This window comes from Ferranicluibacter rubi (assembly GCF_011603255.1).
Classification (GTDB): Bacteria; Pseudomonadota; Alphaproteobacteria; order Rhizobiales; family Rhizobiaceae; genus Ferranicluibacter; species Ferranicluibacter rubi.
Map to the genome: position 1 here is coordinate 528,074 of NZ_JAANCM010000002.1, position 23,285 is coordinate 551,358.

A 23,285-nucleotide genomic window follows, 5' to 3' on the forward strand; every position below is an offset into this window, starting at 1 on the left:
AGCGCCGGGAGCGTCATGCCGCAAACCTCACGCTGGGGAACTGTCCTCGTCTGGCTCGTCGTTCTCGCGAGTCTCGTCGTGGCCCTGCCGAACGTGCTGCCACGTTCGCTTCTCGATAGCCTGCCGGACTGGGTTCCAGCCCGCCAGGTTGCGCTCGGGCTCGATCTTTCCGGCGGCTCGCGCATCGTGCTCAAGGTCGAGCGCGACGATGTGGCCAGGACCCGGCTGCAGGCCGCGACGGACGCCGTCGCGGCGCAATTGCGCAATGCCAATCTCGCCTATACCGATCTTTCGGGCACCGGCGAGGAGGTCACCTTCTCCCTTCAGGATGCCGCCCAGGCAGCGACGCTGCCGCAGGTCCTGGCGCCGTTGACCGGCGTGGTCGATCGCGGTCGCGGCGGCAAGGCCGTCAGCGAGTTGCGTTTCGTCGGCACCACCGATGGCCAATCGCAACTGGTCCTGACGCCGGAAGGCGTCGATGCGCGTCTCGCCGACGCGGTTGCCGACAGCATCGGCGTTCTCGAGCGACGCCTCGTCGAGCTCGGCGTCGTTGCGCCGCGGTTGGGGCGCCAGGGTGCCGACCGGATCGTGGTGCAGGTTCCCGGTCTCTATGATTCCGAGCAGCTGAAGACCGTTCTGGGGCAGGGCGGCGCATTCTCGTTCCGCATCGTCGATATGTCCACGACCGTCGAGCAGGCCGTGACCGGTTCGCCGCCGGCAGGCTCTGAGGTTCTCTATTCGGCGGAAGATCCACCGGTTGCCACGCTCGTACGGCGCCAGCCGGCGGTAACGACAGCCGATATCGCGGATGCCACGGCCACGACGGACACGCAGAACGGCGCTCCGGTGGTCGATCTGGTCTTTACCGAAGACGGTGCACGGCGATTCACCGAGGCGACCAAAGCGGTTGCCGGTACCACCATGGCCGTCGTTCTCGACGGCTCGGTCATTGCCACCCCTCTCATTCGCGAAGCCGTGACCGACGGCCGCATGCGGGTCGTTGCCGACATGACGCCGGAGGGCGCTCAGGATCTGGCGCTGGTCCTGCGCGCCGGCGCCCTGCCGGCCTCTATCTCCGTTGCCGAGGAGCGCACCATCGGCGCCGGCCGCGGTTCCGATAGCATCGAGTCCATGCTGATCGCCGGCGCCATCGGCACGGTCATCATCATCGCCTTCATGGTCGGCTTCTACGGACGCTTCGGCGTCGTCGCCAGCATTGCCGTCGTCCTCAACGTCGTGATGATCGTCGCCGTCCTCACCGCAACCGGCCTGCCGCTGACGCTTCCGGGGCTCGCCGGCATCGTGCTGACGATCGGCATGGCAGTGGATTCCAACGTGCTGATCTTCGAGCGGTTTCGCGAAGAGGCGGCCGCCGGCCGCGATTTCCGTCAGGCGATCCAGCTCGGCTTCGCCCGCGCCTTCGGCGCCATCGTGGATGCGAATATCACCACGCTGATCGCCGCGATCATTCTTCTCTATCTCGGCAGCGGCTCCATTCGCGGCTTCGCCGTCACGCTCGCCATCGGTATCGTCACGACGCTCTTCACAGCCTTTACGCTCACCCGCGTGATGCTGGAGGCGTGGCAGCGTCGGCGCCCGCGCAAGCGCCTGCCGCGGGGCATCAAGACCGCGATGTTCGATCACCTCTCGTTCCGCTTCATGGCAGCGCGCCGCTACGTCTTCTCCGTCACGGCCGCGCTGTCTATTCTCACCGTCGTGCTGTTCGGCCTGTTCGGTATCAATCTCGGTATCGATTTCTCCGGCGGTTCGGTCATCGAGGTCCAGGCCCGCGAGGGCAACGCCAATATTGGGGATATCCGCGCACGGCTCGACCAGCTCAATCTCGGCGACATCTCGGTCGAGCCTTATGGTTCGCCCCGCGATGCCGTCATTCGCGTCCAGTCGCGCGATGGCGGGGAGAATGCCGAGCAGACTGCGGTCATCCTGATCCGCGATGAGCTGGACAGCGCCTACGAGCTTCGCCGTGTCGAGGTCGTCGGTCCGACGGTGTCAGAAACCCTGACCCGCTCCGCCACCATCGGCGTCGCAATCTCCCTGCTCGGTATCCTTCTCTACATCTGGGCGCGATATGAGTGGCAGTTCGCGGCCGGCGCCATCGTTGCAACGCTGCACGATGTCATCCTGACGATGGGACTTTTCGTCGTCACCGGTATGGAGTTCAACCTCACCAGCGTCGCGGCGCTGCTGACCATCGTCGGCTATTCGCTGAACGACACGGTCATCGTCTATGATCGCATCCGCGAGAATCTCAATCGCTTCCCGCGCATGCCCCTGCCGATCCTGATCGATACCGCCATCAACCAGACGCTGTCGCGCACCGTGCTGACGGGCGCGACGACGCTGCTGGCTCTGGCGGCGCTCAGCCTCTTCGGCAGCGACACGATCCGGCCGTTTGCCGTCGTCCTGATGTTCGGGGTGGCCGTGGCGACCTTCTCCTCCATCTATGTCGCTGGGCCGGTGCTCATCCTCTTCCGGCTGAAGCGTGCCCGCGCCCGGGCGCGCGACATGCAGGGAGCAGCGTGATGCGCCGACCGATCGAAGTTCGCAATGCCCATTTTCCCGGCCGCGCGCCCATCGACGCCTACGGCAATGGCGGTTTCCGCTTTGCCGGCATGTCGCATCGCGGCTCGCTCCTGCTGCTTCCCTCGGGAATCTATGGCTGGGAGAGGCAAGAAGGAGAGCCACTGACCGCTGCCGATTTCGATCGCGTGATCGCCGAGGCCGGCGACATCGAAGTCATCCTTGTCGGAACCGGCGCCAACATCCGGCCGCTTGCGGGCGACGTGAAAACGGCCTTCCGCAGTCGATCCATCTCATCGGATCCGATGAGCACGGGTGCCGCAGTTCGGACCTACAACATCATGCTGGCCGAAGAGCGCAACGTTGCCGCCGCTCTCATCGCCGTGTGACGTGAACGATTCCCATGTCCGATACATCAACGCCTGACACTGCACCCGGCATGCCCGATTTTTCAGCGAGCCTCGCAGCACTCCGCGAAAGCGACCGCGACCGCTATCTTGCCTGTTTGTTGGCGCCCTCGGAAAAACGGGGGCCTTTGGCTGCACTCTACGCGTTCCATGCCGAGATCGCCCGCGTCCGCGATGTCGTGCGTGAGCCGCTTCCCGGCGAAATCCGCCTGCAATGGTGGCGCGATGCGTTGGAGGATACGACCGGTTCCAAGGCCGATGGCAATCCGCTCGCCGAAGCGCTGCTGCACGCCATCCGCGACGCGCATCTGCCGATCGGCGTGCTGCTCGACATGATCGACGCTCGCGTATTCGATCTTTATGACGACCCGATGGAAAGCCGGAGCGCACTGGAAGGCTATGCCGGCGAAACCGCCTCGGCCCTAATCCAGCTCGCCTGCCTCATCCTCGATCCGGAAACCGCGCGCGGCTCGGCCGATGCCGCCGGCCATGCGGGCGTCGCCCAGACGATTGCCGGGCTCCTGATGCTCGGCCCCATTCACCGACAGCGCGGCCAAGTCTATTTCCCCGCCGACCTTCTGACAGCCACCGGGCTCGACCGGACATCTTTCCTGAATGGTGCGGATCGTGCGGCCGTCACACGGGCGGTGCACGCTTTGGCCGGGCTCGGGCGGGAGCACCTGGGCAAGGCGCGGGCGGCATCGCCATCCATCTCGCGGCAGAATCGGCCCGCCTTCGCGACCGTAGCCCTTGCCGAAAAGGTTTTCGCGCGTGCAGAGAAGACGGGCGCCGATATTTTCGACCATTCCATCGTTCCACCGCAATGGCGGAGGCAATGGTGGATGTGGCGCGCAGCTCAAAGTGGTCGCTGGTAGGTCTTGGCACATTCGCGCAAGCCACGCGCGCTACAGGAATCCTCCATCAGATTGCAGGAAATCGCCTCTGATTTGCGGCAAACGATAACATCGGGATGAAGCCGGTCCGTGATACGCCCGGCCGGAGAATGGAAAGATGCGATGATATCCTGGTTTGCCATCGTCGCATCGCTGTTTGCAGCGGCCTACATCTACCAGCGCATGAAGCGGCAGGAAGCCGAGGATCTGTCGGAACCGGACGAGGGACAGGCTATTCTCGATTTCGGCCGCGCCTTCCCGGATGAGGCGATCCGGGCCATTCATCCCACGGCCGACGGCCATGCTTTCTTCGTGAGACTGCATGACGGCAAGGCGGGCATCGTGCTGTCGCAGGGGCGGCACTATCTCTGCCACCTGATCGTTCCGGGCAAGGTAAGGATCACCCACGCCCAAAGCGGCCGTGGCCTCGCTTTGTCGTTCAACGACACGGCGACCTTCGACGGAACCTACGAGTTTCCCAATGCCGAAACAGCCGCCGAGGTCTCTCTCTGGATCCTCGGCAGCTTCAGTTCCTGAACCAGACGGACAGGCCAGACTCAGGCGGACTTAAGCAGTCCTTTCTCCTGCCCGAGCCAGGCGGCGCAGTCCGCAAGGGCTCTGTTCGCGACGAGGCCCTTCTTGACGATCGCCTTGTCCTTGCCGCGAAAGCGCTTCACGCCCTCCGGCTTGACGATGGCGCCGGGATCGAGCGGCGGAAACAGGCCGAAATTGACGTTCATCGGCTGGAAGGAGCGCTTGCCCGGCTCTTCGTCCGAGACGATATGCCCACCCGTGATGTGACCGAGAAGTGCGCCGAAGGCCGTGGTCGGCGGCGGAAGATGCAGAGCCTCTCCCTTGCGCTCGGCTGCCGCGAACCGACCGGCGAGAAGCCCGATGCTGGCGCTCTCCACATAGCCTTCGCAGCCGGTGATCTGACCGGCAAAACGCAAGCCGGGACGCGATTTCAGTGTCAGGGAGTGATCGAGCAGAATGGGCGAGTTCAGATAGGTGTTGCGATGCAGGCCGCCGAGGCGCGCGAACTCCGCCCGCTCCAAGCCAGGAATCATACGGATGATATCGGCCTGCGCGCCGTATTTCAGCTTCGTCTGGAAACCGACCATGTTGTAGAGCGTGCCGAGCGCATTGTCCTGCCGCAGCTGCACGACGGCATAGGCCTTGACCGTCGGATTGTGCGCATTGGTAAGGCCCATCGGCTTCATCGGGCCGTGGCGAAGCGTTTCGCGTCCGCGCTCCGCCATCACCTCGATCGGTAGGCAGCCGTCGAAATAGGGCGTTCCCTCCCATTCCTTGAAGCCGATCCGGTCGCCGGCGATCAGCGCATCGACGAACGCATTGTATTGCGCCTCGTCCATGGGGCAGTTGATGTAGTCCTTGCCCGTGCCGCCGGGGCCGACCTTGTCGTAGCGTGACTGGAACCAGCAGACATCCATGTCGATCGTCTCGGTATGGATGATCGGCGCAATGGCGTCGAAGAAGGCAAGCGCGTCCGCACCCGTCTGCGCCTGGATCGCTTCCGCGAGGGCTGGTGCGGTCAGGGGCCCCGTGGCGATGATGGCGAGATCCCAGGCCTCGTGCGGAAGTGCGGAGACTTCCTCGCGGGTCAGCTCGATCAGCGGATGGTCGCTGATCGCCTGCGTGACGGCCGCCGAGAAACCTTCGCGATCGACCGCAAGCGCGCCGCCAGCCGGCACCTGATTGCGGTCGGCGCACGCCATGATCAGCGAGCCCGCCAGCCGCATCTCGGCATGCAGCACGCCGACGGCGTTGCTGGTGGCGTCGTCGGAGCGGAAGGAGTTGGAGCAGACCAGCTCGGCAAGATGATCCGTCTTGTGCGCCTCGGTTTCGCGCACGCCGCGCATCTCGTGCAGGATGACGGGAATACCCGACTGGGCGATCTGCCACGCGGCTTCGCTGCCGGCCAGGCCGCCGCCGATGACATGAATGGGGGAGTAGGAGCTGTGCTTCGTCATGGCGCGTTCATAGAGCAAAACGGATCGGCCCGGAAGGGTGGGCACGTCGCGGTGCCGCATCTCTGCGCGCGCCCCTCACAAACGAAAGCGGCGCCCCGAAGAGCGCCGCTGGCATACAGTCTCGAAAATCCGCCGATTAACGGTAGGAGCGCGATGCGATGTTGCGAATGTCGAAACGCGTGATGCCGATGTCGGACAGGGCGTGGTTCGACAGGTTGCCGAGTTCGGCAACGGTGCGGCGGTAGTTGATCCAGCTCTTGGCGATGCGAATGGGGTTCATGGTCTTATCCTTCGGTATCATGGTGAGCGGCATGCATTTCAGCCATCTCGTTGACGCTGGTTATACGCCCATGGTTTGGGAAGGTGGAGTGCAAAGACTATGCATCTGCCATGCATTTGTGCAGATGCCTGCACATTTAGCGCGCATCCAATCGGTCTGACCAATTTTGTAGCGGATCACTGACGGAACGCAGAACAGGGCGGAGAGGCGATGTCGAAACGCTGGATCTCACAAACGAAAGCGCCCTCCGGCAGGACCGAAGGGCGCTTGAATTTTCGAAGCCTTGCGGCTTATGTCGCTTAGCGAACAGCCTTGCGAGCGACGCTGAGAATCTCGCTGCGGCCGATGCCGAGGTCGCTCAGTTCGCGATCGCTCATGCGGCCGAGTTCCGAAACGGTCTGACGATACTTGCGCCATGTGGAGAAAGAGCGGGTGATGTTCATATCCGGTTTCCTTTTGGAAATGCCGGCATATCGCACCGGCGCGTTGTCATGACGCTGATATAGCCAATCAAATCGATTAGAGGCAGGGTGTTTGCTGCATCGCACCCATGCGGCCCGCGCAAACCTCGCCAAGGGGAAGGAGCGGGAGGTGGCGACGAGGGCTCCGGAAGGAGAAGGTGATATCCCTGCGTGCGATCGCCGGAAAAACCGCATTTTCCCTTTGATCCCTAGGGAACGGGTGTTATAGAGACGCCGCGCTCGGGAAGGCCTGGACCCGGTTGCGGCAGGAATAGTATATCTCCCGCCCATCCGTAGAGACCAGGCAGCCGCTTCTGAACGCGGGTATGGTGAAATTGGTAGACACGCCAGATTTAGGTTCTGGTGCCGTAAGGCGTGGGAGTTCAAGTCTCTCTACCCGCACCAGATAGACGAATGGGTCGGTATAGATCCGGCGGCAGCGCTGTTTTGCTTGCAAAATGGCGTTCGATTTGCGTAAAGCCACTCCCGGCACCCGGATCGGCTCGCCTGAAGCATTCAATGGCAGAGCCCTGTCAACGTGAAATGAAGGTTGGAACATGCAGGTTATCGAAACGCTCGCGGATGGGCTGAAGCGCGAACTCAAGGTCGTCATCCCGGCAAAGGACATGCAGGCGCGCATGAACGAGCGCCTCGCCGATGCCAAGGACAAGGTCAAGATCAACGGCTTCCGTCCGGGCAAGGTACCGGTTGCACATCTCAAGAAGATGTACGGCAAGTCGATCATGGCTGAGCTCGTCAACGAGCTGGTCCGCGACAAGCCCACCGAGATCCTGTCGGAGCGCGGCGAAAAGTCTGCGACCCAGCCGGAAGTGGCGATGACCGAGGACGAGGCGGAAGCCGAAAAGATCCTCAGCGCCGAAGCCGATTTCGAATTCACGCTCGCCTATGAAGTCATCCCGGCCATCGAGCTGAAGGACGTCAGCGGCATCAAGATCACGCGCGAAGTGGTCGATATCGCCGAAGACGAAGTTACCGAGCAGATCATGCGCATCGCCGAAAGCGCGCGCACCTTCGAAGACAAGACCGGTGCAGCCGAAAATGGCGATCGTGTCACGATCGACTACCTCGGCAAGGTCGATGGCGAAGCCTTCGACGGTGGCAAGGACGAAGACGCGGAGCTGGTTCTCGGCTCCAACCGCTTCATCCCCGGCTTCGAAGAGCAGCTGGTCGGCGCCTCCACCGGCGACGAGAAGACGATCAACGTCACGTTCCCGGCAGAATATCCGGCTGCGAACCTCGCCGGCAAGGACGCCACCTTCGACATCAAGGTCAAGTCGGTTGCCGCGCCCGGCGCTGTCGAGATCAACGACGAACTGGCCACCAAGCTTGGCGTCGAATCGGCTGAAAAGCTGAAGGAAATCGTCCGCGGCCAGATCGAGAGCCAGTACGGTTCGATGACACGCCAGAAGGTCAAGCGTCAGATGCTCGACCAGCTGGACGAAATGTACCAGTTCGATACCCCGCAGCGCCTCGTCGATGCCGAGTTCGAAAACATCTGGCGCCAGATCAACACCGATCTGGAACAGGCCGGCAAGACATTTGCTGATGAAGAAACGACGGAAGAAGAAGCCCGCGTCGAATACCGCAAGCTTGCGGAACGCCGCGTTCGTCTCGGCCTCGTTCTCTCGGAAATCGGCGAGAAGGCCGGCGTCACCGTGACGGACGAAGAAATGCAGCGTTCGCTGTTCGACCAGCTGCGCCAGTTCCCCGGCCAGGAAAAGCAGATCATCGACTACTTCCAGAAGACCCCGGGTGCTGCCGCTTCGCTGCGCGCCCCGCTGTTCGAAGAAAAGGTCGTCGATCATCTTCTTTCCGAAGTCAGCGTGACCGACAAGACGGTCAGCAAGGAGGAACTGATGGCAGATGACGAGGACGGCAACGACAAGCCGGCCAAGACGTCTGCCAAGAAGAAGTCGGCTGCCAAGGCCGATGCTGCCGAAGGCGAGGAAACCGCCGAAGCCGCTGCACCGAAGAAGAAGGCCGCTTCCAAGAAGAAGGCCACGGACGACAGCGCCGCCGAGTAATCGGCGCGCAGTCCGGATATTGAAAACCCCGTCGGTTTCGCCGGCGGGGTTTTTCGTTTGTGGGGGTACGCGTTGGCTTGCGACGCTGAATTCGGCCATCTCATGTACAACTGCCCCTGACCCTGGCCCTCTCCCCGCCAAGCGGGGCGAGGAGACGCGGTCGGGCTTTCGGTTTCTCTCTGAGATAACGCAGGCAGCTACAGGCGACGAATGCTAACATTGAGGTCCCTTCTCCCCGCGCGCGGGGAGAAGGTCGCGGCAGCGGGATGAGGGGCTCTTCGTCTGTGGTCAGCGCTTCAACACAGTCTCAATGCGCCGTACTCTTCAGGTCGCCCATGCGGTTCCAGGCGTCGAGACCGGCGATCTTGTAGGCTTCGGCGAGTGTCGGGTAGTTGAAGGTGTTCTCGACGAAGTATTCGACCGTGCCCTTCAGGTTGAGGACGGCCTGGCCGATATGGACGAGTTCGGTCGCACCTTCGCCGACGATATGGATGCCGAGAAGGCGGCGGGTCTTGAGCGAGAAGATCAGTTTCAGGAGGCCCGAATCAAGGCCCATGATGTGCCCGCGCGAGGTTTCGCGGAACCGCGCGATGCCGCATTCGTAAGGGATGCCGCGCGTCTTTACCTCTTCTTCGGTCAGGCCGCAGGTCGAGATCTCGGGAACGGCGTAGATGCCGTAGGGGAAGAATTTTGGCGGCTCCTTGGCGATGGCGCCGACGGCCACGCGTGCCGCGATCCGGCCCTGTTCCATGGAGGTCGAGGCAAGGCTCGGGAAACCGATGACGTCGCCCGCCGCGTAGATGTTAGGCACGGAGGTCTGGAATGTCTCGGGGTTGACGCTGAGCCGTCCGCGCGTATCGGCCTGCAGGCCGGCAGCCGCAAGGTTGAGCGATTCGGTTGCACCCATGCGCCCGGCTGCAAACAGCACCATCTCGCAGATGATCACACGCCCGCTGTCGAGGGTGATCTGGCATTTTCCATCCGGCAGCCGCTCCACCTTGTCGGCCTTCTGGCCGAGATGCAGCTTCATGTTTCGGTCGCGCAGCTGATAGGTGAAATCCTCGACGATTTCCTTGTCGATGAAGTCGAGCATGGTCGATTTCGGGTCGATGATCGTAACGGCCGTATCGAGCGCACTAAAGATCGTCGCATATTCGATGCCGATGACGCCGGCGCCGATGACGGCCATGGAGCGCGGCAGTTCCTCGATGTCGAGCAGCTCGTCGCTGTCCAGCACGGTCTTGCCGTCGAAGGGAATGTAGTCGGGGCGGAAGGGCTTCGTGCCGACGGCAAGCAGGATGCTCGTGCCGGTGATCTGCACCACCTCGCCGTCTTCCTTGACGATCTGCATGGTATTGACGTCGACGAAGCTCGCGCGTCCGCGGATATGCTGCACGCGGTTGCGGGCGAACTGGTGCTCCAGAACCTCGACCTCGTGGTCGAGGGTGATGATCAGGCGGCGGCGCAGGTCCTCGGCGCTGATCTGTTCCTTGACGCGATAGGCGCGCCCGTAGAAGCCGCGTTCGCGCCAGCCAGAGAGGTTCAGCGCGGTCTCGCGCATCGTCTTCGAGGGAATGGTGCCGGTGTGCACGGAAACGCCGCCGACGCGTTTGCCCTGCTCGATCACCACCACTTTCTTGCCGAGCTTGGCGGCCTGGATGGCGGCGCGACGGCCAGCGGGGCCGCTGCCGACGACGATGAGGTCATACTGCATCATGGAATGTTTCCGATAGGAGGATGAATCGTTGTGCGTTGCGGCAAATGTCGCGCGTCAATGCCCTATAGGTCAATCATGGAGACTGTATGAACGACGCAAAATGGCGAGAAACCGACAGGGTGGCAAGCCCTGCGCGAGCCTGAGGGGCCGCGCGGAGGAAAGCTCCTAGATAAGGCGCAGTCCCCGGAGGCTCGCATGACCGTCGCGGCCGATGATGATGTGGTCGTGGACCGCGACGCCGAGCGGCTTTGCCGTATCGATGATGGTCTTCGTCATGTCGATATCCGCACGCGATGGCGTCGGATCGCCCGAGGGGTGGTTGTGCACGAGGATGACGGCGGTCGCCGAAAGCTCCAGTGCCCGCTTGACGACCTCGCGCGGATAGACGGGCGTATGGTCGATGGTGCCAGTCTGCTGGACCTCGTCGGCAATCAGGGCATTGCGCTTGTCCAGGAACAGGATTCGGAACTGCTCGCGCGTCTCGTTGGCCATGGCGGCATGGCAATATTCGATCACCTGCGACCAGGATGAGAGCACCTTCTTGCCCCGCAACTCGCTCTTCAGCATGCGGTGGGCAATGGTCGAGACGAGCTTCAGGTCGAGGGCGACGGCCTCGCCGATGCCCTTCACCTCCTGCAGCAGCGCTGGCGGTGCACCAAGGACCCCCGAGAGAGTGCCGAACCGGTCGAGAAGCGCCTTGGCGATCGGCTTGGTATCGCGGCGCGGGATGAGGCGGAACAGCAGAAGTTCGAGGAGTTCGTAGTCAGCAAGCGCCGTGTCGCCATTGTCGCGGTAACGGCTTCTCAAGCGGTCGCGATGTCCGTGATAATGCGCTTCGTCGGCATCTTTCACAGGCGGCTTCGGCGCAAACCGTCCCTGTCTCGACGGTGACGCGGGGCGCGCCGGCTGGTCGGCGAAGAAGCCGCGCTCGTCCGCAGGCTCCGGCGCGTCGCCGTCGAGATCGAAGGGAGGTTTTGTGCCCATCACGCCGCCGGCAGGCCGGGGCGGTCGAGACCGGCGGGCGAGAGCGTGAAGATCTCGCAGCCATCGGCCGTCACACCGACGGCATGTTCGTACTGGGCCGACAACGACCGGTCGCGCGTGACCGCCGTCCAGCCGTCCGCCAGCACCTTCACATGCGGGCGGCCGAGATTGATCATCGGCTCGATGGTGAAGATCATGCCTTCACGCATCTCCGGCCCATCACTGGCCCGGCCGTAATGCAGAATGTTTGGCGCATCATGGAACAGCCGCCCGACGCCGTGGCCGCAAAAATCCCGCACCACGGAGCAGCGTTCGGCTTCGGCAAAGGTCTGTATGGCCTCGCCGATCGCACCGATGCGGGCGCCGGGCTTCACCGCGGCGATGCCGCGCATCAGGCACTCATGCGTCACCTCCAGCAGCCGCTGTGCCGCGCGCTTGATCTCGCCGACCGGATACATCCGGCTCGAATCGCCATGCCAGCCGTCCACCACGTAGGTCACGTCGATATTGACGACGTCGCCTTCGCGCAGCGGCTTGTCGTTGGGAATGCCGTGGCAGACGACATGGTTGATCGAGGTGCAGGAGGATTTGGTGTAGCCGCGATAGTTCAGCGTCGCGGGGAGAACGCCGTTCTCCATGCCGAAGTCGAACACGAACCGGTCGATCGCATCCGTGGTGACGCCCGGCTTGACGATATCGACCAGCGCATCGAGACAGCGCGCGGTGATGAGGCAGGCCCGTCGCATGCCTTCGAAATCCTCTGCCGTGTGCAGGCGGATGACGCCGGTGTTTCGCGTGGGCGCGGCCGCCGCTTCGATGTAGTTGACCATAGCCCGACTCTTCCTGCTTGCCTGTCTTGCGTCTTCTGCGGTTCTGGAGATCCCGCTTGGGGGATGTCAGGCCGACCTCAAGCCTATGCTAGAGGCAAGGACGGATGTCGGCAATGAAGGCGATCGCAAAACCACAGCCCAAACCGTCGAAGTTCTGGAAATATTTGACCCGCCTCCAGGCACCGGCCGTTCGCTCAGGCGCGAACCCGGACATAGGAGCCCGGAGCTTCCTCGATCGAGTTCATCGAGCCGCCCGTGCGTCGGGCAGGAACCCGCTCTCCATCGAGCGAGGCCACCCAGTCATACCAGTTCGGCCACCAAGAGCCCGACGTTTCCTTGGCGCTCGCAATCCAGTCTTCCAACTCGCCGACCGGCGGGCCGCCCGTCCAGAACTGGTACTTCCGCTTGTCCGGCGGATTGACCACGCCGGCGATGTGGCCGGAGCCGGACAGGACATAGGTGACCTCGCCGCCGAAGGAGCTGCTGCCGAGAAAGACGGATTTCGCCGGCGCGATATGATCTTCCCGTGTCGCGAGGTTGTAGACGGGAATCGTCACGTCCTTCAGCGACAGCGTCCTGCCTGCCAGCACCATCTCGCCGCGGCTGAGCTTGTTCTCGAGGTAGCAATTGCGCAGATAGAACGAGTGGTTCGCCGCCGGCATGCGGGTCGAATCGGCGTTCCAATAGAGAAGGTCGAAGGCCGAGGGCTCGACGCCCTTCAGGTAGTTGTTGACGAAATAGGGCCAGATCAGTTCGGAAGCGCGCAGCATGTTGAAGGCAAGCGCCATGCTCGACCCTTCGAGATAACCTTTCTCGCTCATGCGCTTTTCGATCTGCGAGATCTGGTCCTCGTCGACGAACACCTTGAGATCGCCGGCATGGGTGAAATCGACCTGCGTCGTGAAGAGGGTTGCGGACCGGATGCGCCGGTCGCCTTCCTGCGCATGCAGCGCGAGCGTTGCCGCGAGCAGCGTACCACCAACGCAATAGCCCACCGCGTTGACCTCGTCTTCCCCCGTCGCCTGCTTCACCGTGTCGAGCGCGAAGCCAATACCTTCGCGCGCATAGGACTCCCAGTCCTTGTCGGCGTGACGCTCGTCGGGGTTCACCCAGGAGATGACGAAGACCGTGTGGCCCTGGTCCACCGCCCATTTGATGAAGGACTTCTGCGGGTTGAGGTCGAGAACGTAGAACTTGTTGATCCAGGGTGGGCAGATGAGGAGAGGGCGCTTCAGCACCGTTTCCGTTGTCGCATCGTACTGGATGACCTGACAGACGTCGCTTTGTGCCAGCACCTTGCCCGGCGTCAGCGCGATGTTCTCACCGATCGCAAACTTGCTCGTGTCGCTCTGGCGCAGACGCAGTTCGCCTTTGCCGGAGAGAATGTCCTCGGCCAGCATCCGCATGCCGTTGACGAGATTGGCACCATTGGCGGCGACCGTCTCGCGGTAGAGCTGCGGATTGGTCGCGATGAAGTTGGACGGGGAGAGGGCCTCCGTGACCTGCCGCACATAGAAGGCGGCCTTGTGGCGTGTGTGCTCGTCCAGTCCCTCCGTCTGCATCACCATCTTCTCCGCCCAGTCGGAGAGGACGAGATAGGCCTGCCGCAGCATGTCGAAGAAGGGGTTGGCGACCCAGTCCGGGTCGGCGAAGCGTTTGTCCCGTGATGGCTCTGCTGCCGGCGTCGCACTCGGCGGCGTATCCAGGCCGCTGACTTTCTGCAGGCTGCGCGTCCACATGCCCATCATGCTGGTCATCAGATGCGTCTGCGCCTCGAACGACCGGCGCGGATCCGACATCCAGTATTCGGAAACCTTGGAGAGGGTCTTCACGAGATCCGTCATCGGATCGGCGATCGTATCGACCTTCTCGCCGCTTTCGCGCGGCGCAAGCCAGGCTGAAGCCGCCTTGCCGACATGCTCCAGCGAGCGGGCCAGGTTGACGGTCAGGGCCTCGGGATCCTTGATCAGATAAGCTTCGACGGCTTTCGGATCGAAGCCCGGAAAAGCGCGTCCGCCGTTGCCGGTCGTCTTGTCGTCTCCCACCAGATCCTCCCGCCATATCTCTTCGTTTTGGCTTTTTACATTCTGCCGGAATATCACTACAAGTGCCAGCGGATGTTGCTATGCGGGGCAGGGAAGCGCCACGCACATCGGCGACCACCGGACGATCTGGGTTTTAGAGGGCTATCATGAAATTGCTGTCGGGACATTCGATGCTGCGCACTGCGGCGATCAGCGCGCTCTGCGCCACTGCCGTCGGCTGCACGACCCCTCAGGCCGATCGTACGCCGGCCTACACCTCCACGATGGCGCGCCCGGTGCCGACCAACGTCTATCCGCGCATCGAGGGCAAACTTTCCGCTGCCGCGCCGCAGATGACGAACGAGGAGGCCACGAGTGTTTCGACGCGGCTGAGTGCACTCTCGGCCCGCCGCGCATCCGGCGCCATCTCCGAGGCGGAATACCGTCGCCGGCTCGCCGAACTGAACGCGCTTGCGGAACACCACGGTGCCGACACGCTCAACGAGATTCGCAATTAAGGCTTGCCTTTCGAGCCGTTTGGACGCAAAGCCAGAACGTCGACCGAGGGGTGGATCAGGCCTTTTCATGAGGCGTTTCCCGTCGTGTTGCAGCGTTGCAGGCCGTAGAGCACGTCCTGCCATGTTGCAGATCTCCCCCTGTCGCAGTGTTTCCGGTGTGCGGTCAAAAACGCCAGCTTCGGAAAGGGTGCGACGGACATACTGCAGAAGAACGCGTCATCATTTCGCCGATGCGCTGTTCACATTATATCAAAGAGAACGCCCTCACGCGCGTCCGGCCGGATGCAGGCGTTCTGGACAAGGTCAGAGAGATGGAAGAGTTTCATAAAGTCCGGCGTCTGCCGCCCTACGTCTTCGAACAGGTCAATCGCCTGAAGGCTAGCGCGCGAGCGGGCGGCGCCGACATTATCGACCTCGGTATGGGCAACCCCGACCTTCCGACACCCCAGGCCATCGTCGACAAGCTCTGCGAGGTCGTGCGCGATCCGCGCACCCATCGCTATTCCTCGTCCAAGGGCATTCCCGGTCTTCGCCGGGCACAGGCCGCCTATTACGCACGTCGTTTCGGCGTGAAGCTCAATCCCGATACCCAGGTTGTGGCCACGCTCGGTTCCAAGGAGGGCTTCGCCAATATGGCGCAGGCCATCACGGCGCCCGGCGACGTCGTGCTTTGCCCGAACCCGACCTACCCGATCCACGCCTTCGGCTTCCTGATGACCGGCGGCGTCATTCGCTCCATCTCGGTCGAGCCCGACGATACGTTCTTCCCGCCGCTGGAACGGGCGATCAAGCATTCGATCCCCAAGCCCATCGCGCTAATCATCAACTATCCGTCGAACCCGACGGCGCATGTGGCAACGCTCGACTTTTACAAGGAAGTCGTCGCCTTCGCCAAGCGCAACGACATCGTCATCTTGTCGGACCTCGCCTATTCCGAGATCTACTTCGGCGACACGCCGCCGCCGTCCGTTCTGGAAGTTCCCGGCGCGATGGATTGCACCGTCGAGTTTACCTCCATGTCGAAGACCTTCTCGATGCCCGGCTGGCGCATCGGCTTTGCCGTCGGCAACGAGCGTCTGATCTCGGCGCTGACGCGTGTGAAGTCCTATCTCGACTATGGCGCCTTCACGCCGATCCAGGTGGCGGCCACGCACGCGTTGAACGGTGACGGCTCCGATATCTCCGAGGTCCGCGCCGTCTACAAGCGCCGCCGCGACGTGCTGGTCGAGAGCTTCGGCAAGGCCGGCTTCGAAGTTCCGCCGCCGGAAGCGACGATGTTTGCCTGGGCCAAGATTCCGGAAAAATTCCGGCATCTCGGCTCGCTCGAATTCTCCAAGCTGCTCGTCGAGAAGGCCGACATCGCGGTCGCCCCCGGTATCGGCTTCGGTGAAATGGGCGACGACTACGTCCGCATCGCGCTGGTTGAAAACGAGCACCGCATCCGCCAGGCGGCCCGGAACCTGAAGAAGTTCCTGTCCACGGCCGACGACACGCTGCACAACGTGATTTCGCTCAACGCCCGCCGCTAGGCGTTCGCGTCGAGACCGACAATCGAAGACACATCTTCCCGCCGCAGTGTCGGCGGGACATTTTTCAGACAGTAGGGATGATGAGTATGGCAGACGCGCTGAGAATCGGCATTGCGGGCTTGGGCACCGTGGGCGCCTCTCTGGTCCGCATTCTCACCGAACGTCGTGACTCGCTTGCCACGACCTGCGGCCGCCCGATCGAGGTCGTCGCCGTCACGGCACGTGATCGTGCCAAGGACCGCGGCATTGCGCTTGCCGATGATATCTGGTTCGCAGACGCGGGAGCGCTCGCTGCAGACGCTGAGATGGACGTGTTCGTCGAGCTCATGGGCGGCGCGGGCGATCCGGCCTACTCTGCCGTCAAGACCGCGCTCGCCCGCGGCATCCATGTCGTGACCGCCAACAAAGCACTGCTCGCGAGCCACGGCATCGAGCTTGCCGGCATTGCCGAAAAGCATGGCGCGCTTCTGAACTACGAGGCTGCCGTCGCTGGCGGCATCCCAGTCATCAAAGCGCTGCGCGAGTCGATGACCGGCAACACGATCGCCCGCGTCTACGGCATCATGAACGGCACCTGCAATTACATCCTGACGAAGATGGAGAAGGAAGGCCTGAGCTTCGAGGCGTGCCTCAAGGAAGCGCAGCGCCTCGGCTACGCCGAAGCCGACCCGGCCTTCGATATCGAGGGCAACGACACGGCGCATAAGCTGGCGATTCTCACCAGCCTTGCCTTCGGCACCGCCATCGCGGCTGACGATATCTACCTCGAAGGCATCACCAATATCTCGATCGAGGACATCCAGGCGGCGTCCGATCTCGGTTACCGGATCAAGCTTCTCGGCGTCGCCCAGCGCACCGACAGCGGCGGCATCGAGCAGCGGGTGCATCCGACCATGGTGCCGTTCGACTCCGTCATCGCCCAGGTCGATGGCGTCACCAATGCGGTGGCGATCGAGTCGGACATCCTCGGCGAGCTTTTGATGGTCGGCCCCGGTGCCGGCGGCAATGCGACGGCTTCTGCCGTGCTCGGCGATATCGCCGATATCGCCAAGAGCCGCCCCGGCGCCCAGCATGTTCCGGCCTTTGGTCGCCCGGTCGCGGCGCTCATCCCCTACACGCGCGCGCAGATCCAGAGCCATGAGGGCGGCTACTTCATTCGGCTGAAGGTCATCGACCGCGCCGGTGTCTTTGCCAGTGTCGCATCCCGTATGGCGGAGAACGGTATCTCGCTCGAATCGATCATGCAGCATTCCAAGCACACGCAGGAAACCGGCAAGCCGCAGACGATCATTCTTGTCACGCACGCGACGGCCGAGCATTCGGTTCGCGATGCCGTTGCGGCGATCAAGGGCGAGGGCTATCTCGTCGGCGAACCGCAGGTCATTCGCATCGAGCGTCCGAAGGATTACTGAGATCGGCGCTGCCTCGTCCGAACTGTCGGCCGCGCGGCCCTTCTCAGACGGGGACGGACGCGCATGAGCGAGCCTCCCGACCCGGTTCCGCGGGCCTTTCTCGGCGTCGAGACCTCCGTCACGGGTCAGAGGTGGGTGTCGCGGCTGGATCAGGCGGGCCAGAACCGGGCTTTGGCCATCAGCCAGGTCCACGGGCTTCCCGATTTGATTTCGCGCGTCCTTGCCGGTCGTGGCGTCCAGCAGGAAGACGCGATCGCTTTCCTCGATCCCACCATCCGCAGCCTGATGCCGGACCCCGACAAGCTGACGGATTGCCGGAAGGCGGCGGTCCGCATCGCCGACGCAATCGCCCGGCAAGAACGGGTCGCCATCTTCGGCGACTACGATGTCGACGGCGCGGCGTCATCCGCCATTCTCTATCGCCTGCTTACCCATTTCGGCGTGACGGCGGAAATCTACATTCCGGACCGGATCTTCGAAGGCTACGGCCCGAACCCGGGCGCCATCGACAAGCTGATCGACAACGGTGCCGTCCTGATCGTCACCGTCGATTGCGGCTCGACCAGCCACGAATCGCTGCAACGCGCGCGGACGCGCGGCATCGATGTCGTCGTCATCGACCACCACCAGGTCTCCGGCGAACTCCCGCCGACCGTCGCGCTGGTGAACCCCAACCGGGAAGACGACCTGTCGGGGCAGGGGCATCTCTGCGCGGCCGGCGTTGTCATGCTGGTGCTCGTCAACCTGCTGCGTGTCCTGCGCGAGCGGGGCGACCTCCGCGCCGGCAGTTTCGATCTCCTGTCCCACCTCGATATCGTCGCACTCGCGACCGTCTGCGACGTGGTGCCTCTGAAGGGCCTGAACCGGGCCTATGTCGTCAAGGGACTGATCGCCGCGCGCCACATGAAGAACCCCGGTCTTGCCGCGCTCTTCCGCAAAGCCGGCCTCAGTGGCCCCGTCACGCCGTATCATTTCGGGTTTCTCGTGGGACCGCGCATCAATGCCGGCGGTCGCATTGGCGATGCGGCTCTTGGCAGCCGTCTCCTGACGCTCGATGACAGCAACGAGGCTGACGCCATTGCCGCCCGCCTTGACGAACTGAACCGCGAACGCCAGGCGATCGAGCAGGTAATGCTGATGGAAGCCCAGGCCGAGGCGCTGGCGGAATACGGCAATGGCGACGGTGCCTCCGTGATCGTGACGGCGCGGGAAAACTGGCATCCCGGCATCGTCGGCCTGCTCGCGGCCCGCCTCAAGGAAAGCTTCCGCCGCCCCGCCTTCGCTATTTCCTTCGACCTCAATGGCCGTGGAACAGGCTCCGGCCGCTCGATTGCCGGTTTCGATATCGGCAAGGTCGTTCGTGCAGCCGTCGAGGAGGGGCTTCTCGTCAAGGGTGGCGGCCACGCCATGGCAGCCGGCCTGACCGTCGAGCGCGCCAATCTTGGGCGCCTGCGCCATTTCCTCGAGGAACGTGCAGCCCGCACGGTTCACGATCTCGTGGCCGCGGAAACCGTGAAGATCGATGGGGCACTTGCAGCCTCCGGCGCGACCATCGAGCTGATCGACCGGCTGGAGCAGGCGGGTCCCTACGGCTCCGGCCATCCGCAGCCGATCTTCGCCATTCCCGCACACAGGGTGCGGGATGTGCGGCAGATCGGAACGGACCATGTGAAGGTGACCCTGGAGGGGCAGGATGGCGCGCGACTCGATGCCATCGCCTTCCGCGCCTTCCAGACGCCTCTCGGCGACTTTCTTCTCGCCTCACGGGGAATGACCATCCATCTCGCCGGTAGCCTCTCGGCCGATATCTGGCAGGGTACGCGCCGGGTCCAGCTGCGCATTCTCGATGCTGCACGCGCCTTGTAGGCGGACCATAGACATTGGGACGAACTCGGTGACGGTCGAGGTGGAGTGGTCGATCCAGCCTCTCGGGAAGCCGCGATATCGCATGACGACATGCCAGGAAAACGGATTCTACACGTCCGTCGCACCGTCATTGCATGGATCGTAACAAATAGGGGAAAGCCAGGTGGTACGCCCTAGGGGAGTCGAACCCCTCTTCCCAGAATGAAAATCTGGTGTCCTAACCGATAGACGAAGGGCGCATTCGCTGGTGGCCGGCTTATAGGCTGAGGATCATCCGGAGGCAAGAGGAAAAACGCAGCAAGCCACGAATTTCTCATGATGCATTCAAGCGTGTTTCATACGCAATACCAACGCGATGCCCGGTAGAGCTAAAGCTTGATATCAGAAAGAAAAGGGAGTGGGTTTAACCGCAAAATGGTACGCCCTAGGGGAGTCGAACCCCTCTTCCCAGAATGAAAATCTGGTGTCCTAACCGATAGACGAAGGGCGCAGTCGCTTTGCGGTGGGCGTCTTATAGTCAGCGGTTTTGGGGACCGCAAGCCGCAAATGTCATTTTGTCGTAAAAATATCATGGCTGTGGACGATGACGGCAAACGTTCCAAAAAAGAGCGTCAAATCAGCCGCTTATGCATCCCGCGGGCCGCAGGCCCAGTTCCAGTCGCGCCGTGGTCCGATGTCGATATGGACGGACTGGGTGTGGCAATACGTGCCCACGCCGCCGCGCCCTTCGGACGCGCGCAGGAAGGTCGCGACATCCCACTTGCTGACGCCCGCCACTTGGATATCGGCTGCCTCGCAGGTCAGGTGCCGCGACTGCGGCCGACCGCCCACCTTGATGTTGTGGCTGAGGCTTCGCCGGCCGGACGTGACGAGCACCTTCTTGCCGAAATGCCGCTCCACCGACTTCAGGATGTTCAACAGCTGCGGTTTGAAGCAGCCCGTTTCCACCGTCTCCGTCTGCAGGAGAAGGCCGCTGGGTGCCAGCCGGGCGAGACCGGAGAGCGAGGCCATCTGGACCTTGGGGCTGTTGTCGTCGTGATTCTCGGCCGTATCGTCCACTGTCGCAAACATCGAACGCGCGCGGATGCCGGGCAGGGTGGTATAGCTGAGCGCCGCCACCTGCTGCGGTGCCATGCCGGGGAGCACCTTGTTGTTAGCCGGCTTACCGGGCGCGCTCATGTCGGCGCCACCTTGGGACTTGCCGAACAGCCCGATCAGGGATGACGATGCCCGCGTTGCGTCAACCGCCTGCGGCACCGCTGCGGGCCTCAGGCTCCCCAGCGCAGTTTCGGCCGGCATGTCGTTTGTCGATGCAGGCGTTGCTGCGCCCTGAACCTGATAGCCGGCATCCGTGGACTGAAGCGGCAACGGTTGCGGGGATAAGGGTGACATTGCCTGACTTTGTGGGGCAGCGCGGAAAAGGCTCGCCGGCGACGACCCGCCGCCGGAGACGGGCGAGGCACCCGCCGTGCCGCCGACGGAGAAGATGCTGCTCGACGTCGCTTGCAGTCCTGTTCCCTGCATGACGATGGCACCCGGCTGTGTGGGCACCTGTGGCTGTGAACTCTGCTGCGCAGCGGCTGGACGGCTTGAGGCTTGCGCTGCCGGAGACGTTGCGGAGGCCGGGCCGGACGCGACGACCGGCACATCCGTTTCGCCGACGTCGGGTGCAACGACGCCTTCGACCAGTTGATCCGTAACCGGCTTGCCCGTTACGCAGCCCGTCAACAGTACTGCAGCGAAGACCGCACAGCCGATGCTTGCGAGAAAGGGTTTGGACGAAGGGCCGTATCGCAACGCTGCATCTCCCGAGCGACGACCCCGATCCATCGCAAGGGGCAGGGCCGCGCCATCATGGCCGATGCCCGAAAACCATATGTCCGGGCAGATCTCGAGGGAGAGCTATGCGCCAGCCCCGTTGCGTGGAGCTTGCGCCATGACCCTGCGGCGAGGGACCCTCGTCGCAGGGTGGCTTCAACATGCAGCGGTTACGCGGAAGCGATCACCACGCGCCGGTGTTTTCCATGGATGACCACGGCTCCTGCGGCGCGAGCGGCTCGCCCTTCTGCAGAATCTCGATGGAGATGCCATCCGGGGAGCGGACGAAGGCCATGTTGCCGTCGCGGGGTGGACGGTTGATGGCCACGCCGGCATCCATCAGTTTCTGGCAAATGGCATAGATATCGTCGACCTCGTAGGCGAGATGGCCGAAATTTCGACCGCCCGTATAATCCTCCGTGTCCCAGTTGTAGGTCAGCTCAAGGCACGGGGACAGCCGTGACTCCGCGTGATCCACGTCGCCGGGCGCGGCCAGGAAGACCAGCGTAAAGCGCCCTTTTTCATTTTCCGTGCGGCGCACCTCTTGCAGTCCGAACAGTGTGCCGTAAAAATGCAGTGCCTGATCAAGGTCCTTAACCCGAACCATGGTGTGCAGATAGCGCATGAAAGCCCTCTCTCCTGTTGTTGCCTGTCCTATCTAGCGCTGCGCCAGCCAGACACAAGGCTGGAGTCATAGCTTACCGAAAGCGGCAAATTTCGTCCTTAGGGCTTGCCCATAAGCGGCGGGACGATGTTATTCTGATGCTCAAGAATCAGTTAACCGCAGCAATCGTGATGCGTATTCGAGGGGCTGGCATATAATGGTGGACAGGATTTCGGCGAAAGATGTCGCACCAGATGAAGATTTCGGCGGTGACGCGCTCGATCTGATCGAGATCACCGGTGTCATCAAGTGGTTCGACGTCGCCAAGGGCTTCGGATTCATCATTCCGGACAACGGTATGCAGGACGTTCTTCTGCATGTGACCTGCCTGCGCCGCGATGGCTACCAGACGGTTCTGGAAGGTGCGCGCATCGTCGCGCTGATCCAGAAGCGCGACCGGGGATATCAAGCCTTCCGCATTCTTTCGATGGATCAATCGACCGCGATCCACCCGTCGCAACTGCCGCCTGTCAAGACCCACGTTCAGGTAACGCCCACCAGCGGCCTCGAGCGCGTGCTCGTGAAGTGGTTCAACCGCACCAAAGGCTTCGGCTTCTTGACGCGTGGCGACGGCACGGAAGACATCTTCATCCACATGGAAACCCTGCGCCGTTTCGGCCTCACGGAGTTGCGCCCCGGTCAGACCGTGCTTGTGCGTTTCGGCGATGGCGACAAGGGTCTGATGGCTGCGGAAATCCATCCCGACGTGCCCGCACCCGCCGGCCGCGCACATTGAGAGACGTGACATGCTAAGCCTGCGCCAGGCCGCACGCCGCACCATTCTCATGGCCGGTATGCTGCTGGCGGCGGCACCCTCATATGCCGCGGACGTAACGTTCGAGAAGGCGCAGCTGACGATCGCCACAACCGACGGCAAGACGCATGCCTTCACCGTGGAACTCGCGCTCGACAGCAACCAGCGCGCCCAGGGCCTGATGTTCCGCCGCGACATGCCCGCCGATCACGGCATGTTCTTCGACTTCGGCCAGACGCGTCAGGTGATGATGTGGATGAAGAACACGTTCCTTCCACTGGACATGCTGTTCGTTTCGAAAGACGGCAAGGTGGAGACCATCCACGAAAACGCCGTCCCGCACTCCGAATCCATCATCGACTCCCGCGTCCCCGTCGCCTATGTCGTCGAACTGAACGCAGGCGTGGCAAAGACCTTATCGATCACCCCCGGTGCCCACGTAGCGCTGCCGTCGCAGCTTCCGGCGGCCAAGCCGGATTGACTCGGGTAAGATTCTGAAGGGTATCTCGGCACGCGGAGAGATATCGATCCACGTTGCTTGATGATCGACC

At 62.8% G+C, this 23,285-nt stretch carries 20 protein-coding genes and 3 tRNA genes; 12 read left to right on the plus strand and 11 right to left on the minus strand.

What is annotated here, in order from left to right; all coding sequences use genetic code 11:
• The first annotated feature begins 15 nt into the window (after positions 1-15).
• From secD to G8E10_RS06435, 4 genes are all read left to right on the plus strand, one after another.
• Complete coding sequence (gene secD, locus G8E10_RS06420; protein ID WP_167127890.1) at positions 16-2,544, plus strand: protein translocase subunit SecD; 2,529 nt, start codon at positions 16-18, stop codon at positions 2,542-2,544.
• Complete coding sequence (locus G8E10_RS06425) at positions 2,544-2,930, plus strand: Mth938-like domain-containing protein (protein WP_167127893.1); 387 nt, start codon at positions 2,544-2,546, stop codon at positions 2,928-2,930. The genes secD and G8E10_RS06425 overlap by 1 nt, the downstream gene beginning before the upstream one ends.
• Positions 2,931-2,980: 50 nt before the next feature.
• Positions 2,981-3,823, plus strand: coding sequence for a phytoene/squalene synthase family protein (locus tag G8E10_RS06430; RefSeq protein WP_167128089.1), 843 nt, complete (start codon positions 2,981-2,983; stop codon positions 3,821-3,823).
• A 144-nt stretch (positions 3,824-3,967) separates the two neighbouring features.
• Positions 3,968-4,378 carry a hypothetical protein gene (locus G8E10_RS06435; RefSeq protein ID WP_422038052.1) on the plus strand — a complete coding sequence of 137 codons (411 nt, stop codon included), beginning with the start codon at positions 3,968-3,970 and terminating at the stop codon, positions 4,376-4,378.
• Between the two features lie 20 nt (positions 4,379-4,398).
• On the opposite strand, the gene trmFO is transcribed toward G8E10_RS06435, so the two are convergent.
• From trmFO to G8E10_RS06450, 3 genes are all read right to left on the minus strand, one after another.
• On the minus strand, positions 4,399-5,832 hold the full coding sequence (gene trmFO / locus G8E10_RS06440; protein WP_167127896.1) for a methylenetetrahydrofolate--tRNA-(uracil(54)-C(5))-methyltransferase (FADH(2)-oxidizing) TrmFO: 1,434 nt from the start codon (positions 5,830-5,832) through the stop codon (positions 4,399-4,401).
• Positions 5,833-5,968: 136 nt separating this feature from the next.
• Positions 5,969-6,112, minus strand: coding sequence for a DUF1127 domain-containing protein (locus tag G8E10_RS06445; RefSeq protein ID WP_082477357.1), 144 nt, complete (start codon positions 6,110-6,112; stop codon positions 5,969-5,971).
• A gap of 299 nt (positions 6,113-6,411) precedes the next feature.
• On the minus strand, positions 6,412-6,555 hold the full coding sequence (locus tag G8E10_RS06450; RefSeq protein WP_110729720.1) for a DUF1127 domain-containing protein: 144 nt from the start codon (positions 6,553-6,555) through the stop codon (positions 6,412-6,414).
• A gap of 338 nt (positions 6,556-6,893) precedes the next feature.
• Between G8E10_RS06450 and G8E10_RS06455 the strand changes: the two genes are divergently transcribed.
• Positions 6,894-6,978, plus strand: a tRNA-Leu gene (locus tag G8E10_RS06455).
• A 152-nt stretch (positions 6,979-7,130) separates the two neighbouring features.
• The gene (gene tig / locus G8E10_RS06460; protein WP_167127899.1) at positions 7,131-8,618 is read left to right on the plus strand and encodes a trigger factor; all 1,488 of its coding nucleotides are present in this window, start codon (positions 7,131-7,133) and stop codon (positions 8,616-8,618) included.
• A 307-nt stretch (positions 8,619-8,925) separates the two neighbouring features.
• Here the strand turns inward: tig and sthA are convergent, their stop codons facing one another.
• The 4 genes from sthA to G8E10_RS06480 form a co-directional block, all read right to left on the minus strand.
• Positions 8,926-10,335: a Si-specific NAD(P)(+) transhydrogenase gene (sthA, locus tag G8E10_RS06465; RefSeq protein WP_167127902.1), complete on the minus strand. Its 1,410-nt coding sequence runs from the start codon at positions 10,333-10,335 to the stop codon at positions 8,926-8,928.
• Positions 10,336-10,500: 165 nt separating this feature from the next.
• Entirely contained in the window at positions 10,501-11,319 is an 819-nt protein-coding gene (radC, locus tag G8E10_RS06470) for a RadC family protein (RefSeq protein ID WP_167127905.1), read from the minus strand.
• The gene (map, locus tag G8E10_RS06475; RefSeq protein ID WP_110732415.1) at positions 11,319-12,149 is read right to left on the minus strand and encodes a type I methionyl aminopeptidase; all 831 of its coding nucleotides are present in this window, start codon (positions 12,147-12,149) and stop codon (positions 11,319-11,321) included. Before map ends, radC begins: the two co-directional genes overlap by 1 nt.
• 194 nt (positions 12,150-12,343) lie before the next feature.
• Positions 12,344-14,194: a PHA/PHB synthase family protein gene (locus G8E10_RS06480; protein ID WP_343289706.1), complete on the minus strand. Its 1,851-nt coding sequence runs from the start codon at positions 14,192-14,194 to the stop codon at positions 12,344-12,346.
• 146 nt (positions 14,195-14,340) lie between these two features.
• Between G8E10_RS06480 and G8E10_RS06485 the strand changes: the two genes are divergently transcribed.
• The 4 genes from G8E10_RS06485 (at position 14,341) to recJ (ending at position 19,498) form a co-directional block, all read left to right on the plus strand.
• Positions 14,341-14,691 carry an SHOCT domain-containing protein gene (locus G8E10_RS06485; RefSeq protein ID WP_245507516.1) on the plus strand — a complete coding sequence of 117 codons (351 nt, stop codon included), beginning with the start codon at positions 14,341-14,343 and terminating at the stop codon, positions 14,689-14,691.
• Between the two features lie 311 nt (positions 14,692-15,002).
• Entirely contained in the window at positions 15,003-16,220 is a 1,218-nt protein-coding gene (locus G8E10_RS06490; RefSeq protein WP_110733286.1) for an LL-diaminopimelate aminotransferase, read from the plus strand.
• A gap of 86 nt (positions 16,221-16,306) precedes the next feature.
• Complete coding sequence (locus tag G8E10_RS06495) at positions 16,307-17,632, plus strand: homoserine dehydrogenase (RefSeq protein WP_167127908.1); 1,326 nt, start codon at positions 16,307-16,309, stop codon at positions 17,630-17,632.
• A gap of 63 nt (positions 17,633-17,695) precedes the next feature.
• On the plus strand, positions 17,696-19,498 hold the full coding sequence (gene recJ, locus G8E10_RS06500) for a single-stranded-DNA-specific exonuclease RecJ (protein WP_167127911.1): 1,803 nt from the start codon (positions 17,696-17,698) through the stop codon (positions 19,496-19,498).
• A gap of 164 nt (positions 19,499-19,662) precedes the next feature.
• On the opposite strand, the gene G8E10_RS06505 is transcribed toward recJ, so the two are convergent.
• The 4 genes from G8E10_RS06505 to G8E10_RS06520 all read right to left on the minus strand — a co-directional run bounded on the left by G8E10_RS06505 (position 19,663) and on the right by G8E10_RS06520 (position 21,941).
• Positions 19,663-19,737 (minus strand) — tRNA-Glu (locus G8E10_RS06505).
• Positions 19,738-19,913: 176 nt separating this feature from the next.
• Positions 19,914-19,988 (minus strand) — tRNA-Glu (locus G8E10_RS06510).
• A gap of 134 nt (positions 19,989-20,122) precedes the next feature.
• A complete protein-coding gene (locus tag G8E10_RS06515; RefSeq protein WP_281517428.1) occupies positions 20,123-21,226 on the minus strand; it encodes a D-Ala-D-Ala carboxypeptidase family metallohydrolase in 1,104 nt (367 codons plus the stop codon).
• A 274-nt stretch (positions 21,227-21,500) separates the two neighbouring features.
• A complete protein-coding gene (locus G8E10_RS06520; RefSeq protein WP_167127914.1) occupies positions 21,501-21,941 on the minus strand; it encodes a VOC family protein in 441 nt (146 codons plus the stop codon).
• A gap of 196 nt (positions 21,942-22,137) precedes the next feature.
• On the opposite strand from G8E10_RS06520, the gene G8E10_RS06525 reads away from it, so the two are divergent.
• The gene (locus G8E10_RS06525; RefSeq protein ID WP_110729730.1) at positions 22,138-22,716 is read left to right on the plus strand and encodes a cold-shock protein; all 579 of its coding nucleotides are present in this window, start codon (positions 22,138-22,140) and stop codon (positions 22,714-22,716) included.
• 10 nt (positions 22,717-22,726) lie between these two features.
• Positions 22,727-23,215, plus strand: coding sequence for a DUF192 domain-containing protein (locus G8E10_RS06530; protein WP_167127917.1), 489 nt, complete (start codon positions 22,727-22,729; stop codon positions 23,213-23,215).
• Positions 23,216-23,285: the final 70 nt, after the last annotated feature.